Source organism: Nocardioides ginsengisegetis (assembly GCF_014138045.1).
Classification (GTDB): domain Bacteria; phylum Actinomycetota; class Actinomycetes; order Propionibacteriales; family Nocardioidaceae; genus Nocardioides; species Nocardioides ginsengisegetis.
Window position 1 is genome coordinate 2138723 of record NZ_JACGXA010000001.1, and the last position, 10972, is coordinate 2149694.

Genomic DNA, 10972 nt, shown 5'->3' on the forward strand with positions numbered 1-10972 from the left:
CGCGCATGGAGCAGGGGGACGTCGACGCGCGCATCCAGACGTACTACGCGCAGCAGTTCACCGAGGCCGATCGCCTCACGGTGCGCTCGGCGCAGGGACGCCTGGAGTTCGAGCGGGTCCAGGAGTTGATCGCCGCCCGGATCGAGGCCGGGTCACGGATCCTCGACATCGGTGGGGCGACGGGCGTGCACGCGGCGCCGTTGGCGGCACTGGGCCACGAGGTGGTGCTCGTCGACCCGGTCCCTGAGCAGGTGCAGGAGGCGAAGCGGCACGGGAGCTTCGCGGCGATGGTGGGCGACGCGCGGGAGTTGGACTTCGGGGATGACGTGTTCGACGTGGCGCTGGCCTTCGGCCCGATGTACCACCTGGCAACGCGGGAGGACCGACTCCTGGCCCTGCGTGAGGCGGGGCGGGTGGTGCGTCCCGGCGGCTGGGTCTTCGTCGCGGCGATCCCCCGCTTCGCGCGCCACACGCAGATGACGATGGTCGCGGGCGTGCCGCGCCCCTACCCGGCGGACTGGATTGCCCTGCTCGAGCACGGGGACGCGCCGGACTGGGGACGCTTCCCGGGTGCGCACTTCCACACCGCCGAGGAGCTCGAGGACGAGATGCGCGAGGCCGGCCTGGGCGACGTCGGCGTGTGCGCGATCGAGGGCCCCGACGGCCTCGCTTTCGAGCAGCTCGCCGAGGCCGACGAGGCGCTGCACGAGGCGGCGCTCCGGATGGTCCGAGCGGTCGGCCACCTGCCCGGCGTCCGGGACATGTCCAACCACATGATGGGGATCGCGCGAGTCACAGCCGGGCGATGAACCGCCGCCCGCGCAGCGCCTCCTCGACGAGGCCGGCCGAGCGGCGTACGCCGGAGAGCCGGGCGTCCTCCGCCTGCCAGGTCGCGACGGCGGCGTCGACGACGTCGAGCTGGGCGACCTCGCGGAGGTCGGCGCGCGCTTCGCTGAGCCCGCGGCGGACGGCGGCCTGCTGGGCCTCGACGTGGAGCACGGCGAAGCGCGCCAGGACGACGAGGTGGTTGCGGAGCGCCGGGTAGGAGCGGTACTCCGGGGGGCAGATGTCGAGCAGCCAGTTCTGGGCGGTGCGCTCCCAGTCGGGGGCGTCGGGCGGCCGGACGAGACCGGGCCAGCCGGGCGGGGCGACGTAGGTGGGCATGGCCCCACGATACGCCGAGTTCGAACAATTGTTCGAACTAGCCCTCGGCGAACTTCTCCTCCAGCGTGGCCAGCAGCGGGTCGCGCAGCCCCACGCAGTCGAGCGCCCAGAAGGGGTCGCAGTAGACGAGCCGACCAGTCATCCACTCCTCGCGCGCGGCGAACGTGACGACCTGGAAGGCCGGGTCGGGGATCCGCACGGAGGGCCGCTCGAAGCCGAGCGCGCTCCCCCGCTGCCACCCACGGGCGGAGTAGTAGTCCGGCGACCCCTCGAGGAAGACGGCGGGAGCACCCGAGTCGCGGGCAGCCTCGACGGCCGCCACCAGCAGCCGGGTGCCGATGCCCGCCCCTTGGTGGGCGGGCAGGACGCCGAGCGGGGAGAGCACGAGCACGTCGACCAGGCGCTGCCGCGCGTCCAGCCACGAGTGCGAGAGCTGCACGTGGCCGACCACCTCGCCGTCGAGCTCGGCGACCAGGCTCGCGCGCCGGTGTCCGGCGGACTCCAGCGCCTCGACCATGGCGGCGACGTCCTCGCCGTGGTCCTCGAAGGCCGCGACCACCACCCGGCGCACGGCGGCAGCATCCCCCGGTCGGGCGGAGCGGACCAGGACCGTCGGGGTGCTCACGCGCCCGCCAGGAAGCTCAGCCGGACCTCGCGGACGGCGTTGTCGACGTTCAGGTCGACCAGGCAGATGCTCTGCCACGTGCCGAGCGCCAGGCGCCCACCCAGCACCGGGACGGTGGCGTACGGCGGCACGAGCGCCGGCATCACGTGCGACCGGCCGTGCCCCGGGCTCCCGTGCGCGTGCCGCCAGCGATCGTCGGCGGGCAGCAGGTCGGCGAGCGCGGCGAGGAGGTCGTCGTCGCTCCCCGCGCCGGTCTCGAGGATCGCAATGCCGGCCGTCGCGTGCGGCACGAAGACGTGCAGCAGGCCGTCGCCGCGTCCCTCCACCCACGCGGCGCAGTCGCGGGTCAGGTCGAGCACGGTCTCGCGGTCGCCGGTGCGGTAGGTCCTGGTCTCGCTGTCCACGGCGCGATCGTGCCACGCGGACCCCACGCCTTGACGTTCCGGCGCCACGTCTCTAACGTACCCATACCGCTCTTTTAGAAAGCACGAGGCGTCCCGTGACCCACTTGGCGAAGTCCGAGCACCCCCGCGACCGTTGGCGGCAGCGCATCGCCCAGCCCGCCCCCGACGTCGACCTCGAGGCCGCCGAGGCCGCGGCCGACACCATGCTGCGGGCGCTGGGCCTGCCGATCGACGGCGACGACATGCGCGAGACCCCACGCCGACTGGTGGCGGCGTACGCCGAGATGCTCACGGTCCCCGACTTCGACCTGACGACCTTCGAGAACAGCGCCGGCTACGACGAGCTCGTCCTCGTCCACGACATCCCCGTCCGGTCGCTCTGCGAGCACCACCTGCTCCCCTTCGTCGGGGTCGCCCACGTCGGCTACCTGCCCGACGACCGGATCCTGGGCCTGTCGAAGTTCGCCCGGCTCGTGGAGTTCTTCGCACGCCGCGCGCAGACCCAGGAGCGCCTCACCACGCAGATCGCCGACCACCTCCTCGAGCGACTCGCCCCGGCCGGGGTCGGCGTCGTCATCGAGGCTGAGCACTCCTGCATGTCCCTGCGCGGCGCCCGCGCCGAGGGCGCCCGCACGGTCACCTCGACCCTGCGCGGCACGCTCCGCGAGGACCCCGCCTCCCGCGCCGAGTTCCTCGCGCTCACCCGAGGAGGTGTGCGATGACCAACCGCATCGTGGTGATCGGCGGCGGCCTCGCCGCCGCCACGGCCGTCCACGAGCTGCGCACCACCCACGGCTTCACCGGACCGGTCACCGTGCTCGCCGACGAGGCGCACCCGCCGTACGAGCGCCCGCCGCTGTCCAAGGCCGTGCTGCTCGGCGAGAAGGAGGCGACCACCGCGATCGTCCGGCCCGCCGAGTGGTACGCCGACCACGACGTCGGCCTGCGCACCGGCACCCGCGCCGAGCGGATCGACCGCGACGCCAGGACCGTGCACGCGGCCGGCGAGGACATCGGCTACGGGCAGCTCCTGATCGCGACCGGAGCCCGGGCCCGACGGCTGCCCCTCGTCGACGAGAGCGGGGTGCCCGCGACCTACCTCCGGACGATCGGCGACTCCGTGGCGCTCCGGGGACTGCTGCGGCCGGGGCTGCGTCTCGGCATCATCGGCGGCGGCTGGATCGGCCTCGAGGCCGCCGCGGCCGCCCGCATCGCCGGGGCCGAGGTCACCGTCCTCGAGGCGCTCGAGCTGCCGCTGGTGCGCGTGCTCGGCAGCGAGGTCGCGGGGATCATGACCGCGATGCACCGAGAGCACGGCGTCGACGTGCGCACGAGCACCCAGGTCACCGCGGTCGAGGCCACCTCGGAGGGCACCCGCCTCGCCCTCGACGACGGGGACGACCTCGTCGTCGACCACGTGCTCGTCGGCATCGGCGCCCAGCCCAACACCGAGCTGGCCGAGGCGGCCGGGTTGACCGTCGACAACGGCATCCGCACCGACGCCCACCTGCGGACCGACGACGCGACCGTCCTGGCCGCGGGCGACGTCGCCAACGTCGACCACCCACTGCTCGGCAGGCCGCTGCGGGTGGAGCACTGGGACACCGCCATCCAGCACGGCAAGGTCGCCGCGGCCACCCTCGCCGGCGTCGATGCCGTCGCCGACCAGCAGCCCTACTTCTTCACCGACCAGTACGACTTCGGCATGGAGTACGTCGGCAACGCCGGCCCGGGCGACTACGACCGCGTGCTCGTCCGCGGCGACGCCGCGGGCCGGGTGTTCACGGCCTGGTGGCTCGCCGGCGACCGCATCGTGGCGGGCATGCACGCCAACGACTGGGACGCCATCGACGAGGTACGCAGCCGGGTCGGCACCACCGTCGACCCCGCGTGGCTGGAGTCGTAGGGGTCAGACGCCGACGGTGCCGGGGTCGCGCTCGCCGCCGGCGCACGACGCGAACGGCTCCGGCGCCGTGTGGCCGTCGCTGAACCCCGCGAGGAACATCGGCAACCGCGGGTCGTCGGCGCCGGTCAGGTCCAGCTGGCGCTCCCAGACGGTGACGACCACGGGCGAGGGCAGGCCGACGTACGGCGCCATGATGCCGTTCTGAGGCAGCTGCTCGGCCAGCTTCGCGACGTCGTCCGCCGACAGGTCGGGCGAGTAGGAGATCCAGACGGCGCCGTGCTCCAGGTCGTGCACGGCGTTCTCGTCACGGACCGGAGCGTCGTAGACGCCGCAGTCCAGCCAGACCGGGTCGTGCGGGCCGCCGACGGGCGGGGTCTGGTCGTAGTCCACGTCGCCCTCGACGTGGTCGCGCGGCAGGTTCTCGAAGACCTGGACGTCGTCGAGCGTCGCGGTCGAGGCGTCGACCTTCTGGGTGCTGCCCGCCCGCTCCTTCTGGACCACGAGCGGCACGGCGACAGCGAGGAGCAGCACGACCACGGAGGCGACGACGGCGATCACGAGCGGCAGCCGACTGCGACCTGGCCGCTCGTGGCCCTCCGGCGCGTCGGGCGTCTCGGGCGTCTCGGGCGTCGATTGGCCGGTCGAGAACTGGGACATCAGGCCTCGAGCGCGCGCTCGACCCGCTCGACCTTGGCGGTCAGCTGGCCGGTGAACCCGGGACGGATGTCGGCCTTGAGCACGAGGCCGACGCGCGGCGAGACCGCCGCGACGACGTCGACGGCCTGCTTGACCACGGCCATCACCTCGTCCCACTCCCCCTCGATGTTCGTGAACATGGCGTTGGTCTCGTTGGGGAGGCCGGACTCGCGGACGACCCGGACGGCCGCCGCGACGGCCTCGGAGACGCCGCCGGTCTCGTCGCCGGTCGTCGGGGAGATGCTGAACGCAACGATCATGTGGCAACGCTATCCGGGCGCGGCAGGAGGAGCCGCGCCAGGACCAGCAGGAACACGCTGGCGTAGCAGACGCTCGTCGCCACGTCGGTGAGGTGGTGGGCGCCCTGGTAGAGCCGGGCGAGCAGGGTGAAGGCGGGGAGCAGGAGCAGCACGACCGCCCACCGGGCGGCCGCGGCCGCGTAGGCGCGCAGCAGGACCACGATGCCGGCGTACGCGACGATCGCGGTGGCGACGTGACCGGAGGGGAAGCTGTGGTCCGGGACCAGGCCGGCGTCGAGGATCTTGACCGGGGGCCGGTCCCGCGAGATCAGGTGGGTGGCCACGAAGTAGAGGCCGCCGATGCAGGCCTCGGCGAGCGCGACGAAGAGGGCCGGGCGGATCGAGCGCTGCCACAGCGAGAACACCAGCGCGGTGACGGCGGCGACGGACAGTCCGGTGATCGTCTCGCCGAGGAGGGTGCCCACGTCGGCCAGGCTGTCGAGGGAGCCGGTGCGCTGGTCGGCGAACCATCGGCTGATCGGGTTGTCGAAGCCGTCGAGGCCGCTGGCGAGCGGGTGGGTGATCAGCCAGCCGAGGCCCACCACCACGGCGGTGACCGCCACCCAGAGGCCCACGATCCGAGCGAGCGTGGGCAGGACCTCGTGACGTGGGGTGTTCATGCCGAAGACATACCCACCCTGCGACCGCGGCATGTGTGATCCCCCGCACCCGTCGGGTCGGGGAAACCAGTTGACCCGCGCCGCCCGAGGGCAGCCAATGGTCACCGTGGACGCGCCCCGCATCGCCCTCCTCGTCGAGGGCAACAGCGACCGCGCCGCGCTGCACGCGCTCGCGGCCCGCGAGCAGCGCGACCTGGCGTCCGACGCCGTGGACGTCGTGCCCATGGGCGGGATCACCAACATCCGCGCCTTCGCCCTGCACTTCGGCCCCCGCGGGCTGGGATTGGCGCTGGCCGGGCTCTACGACGCCGGCGAGGAGGGGTTCGTACGTCGCGGCCTGGTCGCCGCCGGGCTCCCCGCCGCGGCCGAGCCGGGCGGGCTCGAGCACCTGGGCTTCTTCCGCTGCGAGGCCGACCTCGAGGAGGAGCTGATCCGGGCACTGGGCGTCGACGGGGTCGAGGCCGTGATCGACGCCGCCGGTGAGCGCCGTTCCTTGGAGAGGCTGCGGCAGATGCCGGCCCAGCAGGGCTGGACGCCGGCGATGGTGCTGCGGCGCTTCCTCGGCTCGAGGTCGGGACGCAAGGCGAAGTACGCCGCCCTCATGGTCGAGGCCCTCGCTCCCGACCGGGTCCCGGCCCCGCTGCGGGCGGTCCTCGACCAGTCGAATCGGGACTTCTGACCAGTTCAATCGGGGGTTGTGACCACGCCAATCGGGACCTTCGGTCACGACCGCCGACCCCGATGACGGGAAGTCCCGATTGAAGTGACCGGAACTACCGACTCAACTGTCCAGAAGTCCCGATTCGAGTGGTCACAGGTACCGATTCGACGTCAGAGGGACTTCAGCAGGAGCGCGACCGCAGAGGCGGCGCAGACGAGGAGCACGACGCGGCGAAAACGCTCCCGAGGGAGGTGGTCGCGGGTGTGGTGGCCCAGCCACAGGCCGAGCCCGACGAGCGGGGCGCACAGGACCGCCAGGCCGATCGACGCGGTGCTGAAGTGGCCGACGACGGCCAGCGCTCCCAGCGACATCAGGACGCCTCCGGCGAAGAACACCGCGAGCGTGGCACGCACCTCCGAGGGCCGGCCGTGCTGGAAGAGCAGCGCCACGGCGGGGCCGGCGATGGACGTCGCGGTCCCGCCCACTCCTCCGATGAAGCCGGCGGCGACCATGGTGGCGGGGTTCACCGGGACGGTGATGGTGCGCCAGGAGACGAGCACGGCGACCAGCACCATGGTGGCCACGGCGATGCCGATCTGCGCGTTCGTGAAGACGACCACCAGCCACACGCCGGGGACGGTGCCCAGCGCGCGGGCCGGGAGCGTCCAGCCGACGGCGCGCCAGTCGACGTGGCGACGGTCCAGGACGAGCACGCTCGTGCTCACCATCAGGCCGAAGAAGAGCGGCAGCTCCGGCATCAGCTCAGGGGCGACGACGGCCACGACCGGCGCCGCGACCAGGCCCATCCCGAGGCCCGCGACGGACTGGATCCAGGCCCCGACGAGAACGGCGAGCGCGACCAGGACGGTCGCGCTCGCCGTGAGCCCGGAGAACAGCTCGGTCAGGAGATCAGCCCTGCTTGCGCAGGTTGCGCAGGACGTACTGCATGATCCCGCCGTTGCGGTAGTAGTTCGCCTCGCCCGGGGTGTCGATGCGGACGACGGCGTCGAACTCGACGTCGCCGGCCCTGACCTTCACGGTCTTCGGCGTGCGGCCCTCGTTGAGCTCCGTGATGCCGGTGATCGAGAACGTCTCCTCACCCGTCAGCCCCAGCGACTCGGCGGTCTCGCCCTGCGGGAACTGCAGCGGGATGACGCCCATGCCGATGAGGTTGGAGCGGTGGATCCGCTCGTAGGACTCGGCGATGACGGCCTTCACGCCGAGCAGCGAGGTGCCCTTGGCCGCCCAGTCGCGCGACGAACCGGAGCCGTACTCCTTGCCGCAGAGGACGACGAGGGGCGTGCCGGCGTCGGCGTACGACTCGGAGGCCTCGTAGATGGTGGTGACCGGGGCGTCGTCCTTCGTGAAGTCCCGGGTGAAGCCACCCTCGGTGCCCGGCGCGAGCTGGTTGCGGAGGCGGATGTTGGCGAACGTGCCGCGGATCATGACCTCGTGGTTGCCACGGCGCGAGCCGTAGGAGTTGAAGTCACGCTGCTCGACGCCGTGGGCCGCGAGGTACTTGCCCGCGGGCGAGTCCTTCTTGATCGCACCGGCCGGGCTGATGTGGTCGGTGGTGACCGAGTCGCCCAGCTTCAGCAGGACGCGAGCGCCCTCGATGTCGGTGACGGCCACCGGCTCCGCGGGCATCCCGTCGAAGTAGGGAGGCTTGCGGACGTAGGTGGACTCGGGGTCCCACTCGAAGGTCTTGCCCTCGGGAGTGGGCAGCGACTGCCACTGGGCGTCACCGGCGAAGACGTCGGCGTAGTCGGTGGCGAACATCTCGGAGGTGATCGCGGTGGCGATCACGTCCTCGACCTCCTGGGCCGACGGCCAGATGTCGCGGAGGAACACGTCGTTGCCCTCGGTGTCCTGGCCGAGCGCGTCGTTGAACAGGTCGACGTCCATCGACCCGGCGAGCGCGTAGGCGACGACGAGCGGCGGGGACGCGAGGTAGTTCATCTTCACGTCCGGGTTGATCCGGCCCTCGAAGTTGCGGTTGCCCGACAGCACCGAGGTGACCGCGAGGTCGGCCTCGTTGACCGCGGCCGAGACCTCGGGGATGAGCGGGCCGGAGTTGCCGATGCAGGTCGTGCAGCCGTAGCCGACGAGGTTGAAGCCGAGCTTGTCGAGGTACGGCGTGAGGCCGGACTTCTCGTAGTAGTCGGAGACGACCTTGGAGCCGGGCGCGAGCGTGGTCTTGACCCACGGCTTGCGGGACAGGCCCTTCTCGACGGCGTTCTTGGCCAGCAGCGCGGCCCCGATCATCACCGACGGGTTGGACGTGTTGGTGCAGGACGTGATCGCGGCGATCGCGACGGCACCGTGGCCGATGGTGGCCTTCTGGCCGTCGATCTCGACGTCGGCCGTGGCGTCCACGTTGTCGGTGTAGTCGGCCAGCGCGGTGCGGAACGACTCACCGGCGGAGGTGACCGACACGCGGTCCTGAGGGCGCTTGGGACCGGCGAGCGACGGGACGACCGTCGAGACGTCGAGCTCGAGCTTCTCCGAGTAGCGCGGCTCGGCGGACGGGTCGTGCCAGAGGCCCTGGGCCTTGGCGTAGGCCTCGACCAGCGCGAGCTGCTCGTCGGAGCGGCCGGTGAGCTTGAGGTACTTGGTGGTCTCCTCGTCGATCGGGAAGACCGCGATCGTCGAGCCGAACTCCGGGCTCATGTTGCCGATGGTGGCGCGGTTGGCCAGCGGCAGCGCGGAGACACCCGGGCCGTAGAACTCGACGAACTTGCCGACGACACCGTGCTTGCGCAGCATCTCGGTGATCGTGAGCACCAGGTCGGTGGCGGTCGCGCCCTCGGGCAGGTCGCCGTTGAGCTTGAAGCCGACGACGCGCGGGATCAGCATCGACACGGGCTGGCCGAGCATGGCCGCCTCGGCCTCGATGCCGCCGACGCCCCAGCCGACCACGCCGATGCCGTTGACCATCGTGGTGTGGGAGTCGGTGCCGACACAGGTGTCGGGGTAGGCCTGCAGCTCGCCGTCGACCTCACGGGTGAAGATCGTGCGGGCGAGGTGCTCGATGTTGACCTGGTGGACGATGCCGGTGCCCGGCGGGACGACCTTGAAGTCGTCGAAGGCGCCCTGGCCCCAGCGCAGGAACTGGTAGCGCTCGCGGTTGCGCTCGTACTCGATCTCGACGTTGCGCTCGAACGCCTCGGGGGTGCCGAAGACGTCGGCGATGACGGAGTGGTCGATGACCATCTCGGCCGGCGCGAGCGGGTTGATCTTCGAGGGGTCGCCGCCGAGGTCGGCCATCGCCTCGCGCATGGTGGCGAGGTCGACGACGCACGGCACACCGGTGAAGTCCTGCATGATCACGCGGGCCGGCGTGAACTGGATCTCCTTGTCGGGCTCGGCGTCGGCGTCCCAGCCGGCGAGCGCCTTGATGTCGTCGGCGGTGATGTCCGCGCCGTCCTCGGTGCGGAGGAGGTTCTCCAGCAGGACCTTGAGGCTGAAGGGCAGCGACGCCACGTCGAGCCCCTCGCCGGTCACCGCGTCGAGACGGAAGATCTCGTAGGACTTGCCGTCCACGTCCAGGGTGCTCTTGGCACCGAAGCTGTCCTGACTGGCCATCAGCCGCATCTCCTCGAAGGCTTGTGGGGGTCTGGGGTCATACTGCCGTGGCTCGCTCCCCCACAACAACGGGGGTGGCCTCGGCGGAATGTCTTGACGTCAAGATACACGAAGTCGAGACACGCCTCAATCCCCGTGCGCTCAGCCGTGGGCCAGGAGCGCGACGTCCTGCCAGTCCTCCCAGCCCTTGATCCGGGACTCGTAGTCGGCCTTCGCGATGCCCAGCGGCGCGGCGCCGAAGAACACGCGCAGCGGCGGCTCCTCGGCGTCGACGACCTTGAGGACTGCGCGGGCCGAGGCCTGCGGGTCGCCCGGTCCGGAGCCGGCCGAGCGCGCCTTGCGGAGCTCGGCGACCTGCTCGCGGACCTCGTCGTACGCCGCCAACGGCTCGCTCCGCACGGCCGACGGTCCCGACCAGTCGGTCGCGAACCCGCCCGGCTCGATCAGGGTCACGTGGATCCCGAAGCCGGCGACCTCGGCGGCCAGCGACTGCGAGAACGCCTCGAGCGCCCACTTGGAGGCGTGGTAGGCGCCGAGCATCGGGAACGCCGAGATGCCGCCGATCGAGGACACCTGGAGGATGTGGCCGCTCCCCTGCTCGCGCAGGAACGGCAGCGCGGCCTGGGTGACCCACATCGCGCCGAAGACGTTGGTCTCCAGCTGGTCGCGGAACTCCTGCTCGCCGAGCTCCTCGACGAAGCCGAAGTGCCCGTAGCCGGCGTTGTTGACGACCACGTCGAGGCGGCCGAAGTGCGCGTGCGCCTGCGCGACGGCGGCGAAGTCGGCCGCGCGGTCGGTGACGTCGAGCTGGAGGGGCAGGACGGCGTCGCCGTACTTCTGGACGAGCTCGTCGAGGGTGGCGGTGTCCCGGGCGGTGGCCGCGACGCGGTCGCCGCGCTCGAGGGCGGCGATCGCCCACTCGCGGCCGAAGCCGCGGGAGGCACCGGTGATGAACCAGGTCTTCTCAGTCATGTCCGCGACGCTAGGCCTTGGAGCGCGCTCGAGGACAACC

The 10972-nt window shown here is 71.8% G+C and carries 13 protein-coding genes; 4 read left to right on the top strand and 9 right to left on the bottom strand.

All coding sequences use genetic code 11. The features are described 5' to 3' along the window. Positions 1-5: 5 nt before the first annotated feature. On the top strand, positions 6-809 hold the full coding sequence (locus FB382_RS10285) for a class I SAM-dependent methyltransferase (protein WP_182538897.1): 804 nt from the start codon (positions 6-8) through the stop codon (positions 807-809). Here the strand turns inward: FB382_RS10285 and FB382_RS10290 are convergent. From FB382_RS10290 to FB382_RS10300, 3 genes are read right to left on the bottom strand one after another with little or no spacing between them, the layout of a single operon-like run. Then, complete coding sequence (locus FB382_RS10290; RefSeq protein WP_182538899.1) at positions 793-1164, bottom strand: hypothetical protein; 372 nt, start codon at positions 1162-1164, stop codon at positions 793-795. The two genes, FB382_RS10285 and FB382_RS10290, sit on opposite strands and share 17 nt — an antisense overlap. 37 nt (positions 1165-1201) lie before the next feature. Further along, complete coding sequence (locus tag FB382_RS10295) at positions 1202-1789, bottom strand: GNAT family N-acetyltransferase (protein WP_220481318.1); 588 nt, start codon at positions 1787-1789, stop codon at positions 1202-1204. Further along, complete coding sequence (locus FB382_RS10300) at positions 1786-2193, bottom strand: YjbQ family protein (RefSeq protein ID WP_125036371.1); 408 nt, start codon at positions 2191-2193, stop codon at positions 1786-1788. Before FB382_RS10300 ends, FB382_RS10295 begins: the two co-directional genes overlap by 4 nt. A 104-nt stretch (positions 2194-2297) precedes the next feature. Here FB382_RS10300 and folE point away from each other — a divergent pair, with 104 nt between their 5' ends. Together folE and FB382_RS10310 are read left to right on the top strand one after the other, a co-directional pair. Then, on the top strand, positions 2298-2915 hold the full coding sequence (gene folE, locus FB382_RS10305; RefSeq protein WP_125037666.1) for a GTP cyclohydrolase I: 618 nt from the start codon (positions 2298-2300) through the stop codon (positions 2913-2915). Continuing rightward, a complete protein-coding gene (locus FB382_RS10310; protein ID WP_182538901.1) occupies positions 2912-4099 on the top strand; it encodes an NAD(P)/FAD-dependent oxidoreductase in 1188 nt (395 codons plus the stop codon). Before folE ends, FB382_RS10310 begins: the two co-directional genes overlap by 4 nt. A 3-nt stretch (positions 4100-4102) precedes the next feature. On the opposite strand, the gene FB382_RS10315 is transcribed toward FB382_RS10310, so the two are convergent. Genes FB382_RS10315 through FB382_RS10325 form a run of 3 tightly spaced genes read right to left on the bottom strand, consistent with a single transcriptional unit; the run spans position 4103 to position 5714 of the window. After that, on the bottom strand, positions 4103-4756 hold the full coding sequence (locus FB382_RS10315) for a thioredoxin-like domain-containing protein (protein WP_182538903.1): 654 nt from the start codon (positions 4754-4756) through the stop codon (positions 4103-4105). After that, a complete protein-coding gene (locus tag FB382_RS10320; protein ID WP_125036374.1) occupies positions 4756-5055 on the bottom strand; it encodes a thiamine-binding protein in 300 nt (99 codons plus the stop codon). Before FB382_RS10320 ends, FB382_RS10315 begins: the two co-directional genes overlap by 1 nt. After that, complete coding sequence (locus FB382_RS10325; protein WP_182538905.1) at positions 5052-5714, bottom strand: phosphatase PAP2 family protein; 663 nt, start codon at positions 5712-5714, stop codon at positions 5052-5054. The genes FB382_RS10320 and FB382_RS10325 overlap by 4 nt, the downstream gene beginning before the upstream one ends. Positions 5715-5811: 97 nt before the next feature. Between FB382_RS10325 and FB382_RS10330 the strand changes: the two genes are divergently transcribed. Further along, entirely contained in the window at positions 5812-6393 is a 582-nt protein-coding gene (locus FB382_RS10330) for a TOPRIM nucleotidyl transferase/hydrolase domain-containing protein (protein ID WP_182538907.1), read from the top strand. 152 nt (positions 6394-6545) lie between these two features. Here FB382_RS10330 and FB382_RS10335 read toward each other — a convergent pair whose 3' ends face one another. The 3 genes from FB382_RS10335 to FB382_RS10345 all read right to left on the bottom strand — a co-directional run bounded on the left by FB382_RS10335 (position 6546) and on the right by FB382_RS10345 (position 10932). Then, positions 6546-7280: a TSUP family transporter gene (locus tag FB382_RS10335; protein ID WP_182541459.1), complete on the bottom strand. Its 735-nt coding sequence runs from the start codon at positions 7278-7280 to the stop codon at positions 6546-6548. Between the two features lie 4 nt (positions 7281-7284). After that, positions 7285-9960 (bottom strand): aconitate hydratase AcnA, encoded by a 2676-nt coding sequence (gene acnA / locus FB382_RS10340; RefSeq protein WP_182538908.1) that lies wholly within the window; start codon positions 9958-9960, stop codon positions 7285-7287. Positions 9961-10101: 141 nt separating this feature from the next. Beyond that, positions 10102-10932, bottom strand: coding sequence for an SDR family oxidoreductase (locus FB382_RS10345; protein ID WP_182538910.1), 831 nt, complete (start codon positions 10930-10932; stop codon positions 10102-10104). Between the last annotated feature and the right edge of the window lie 40 nt (positions 10933-10972).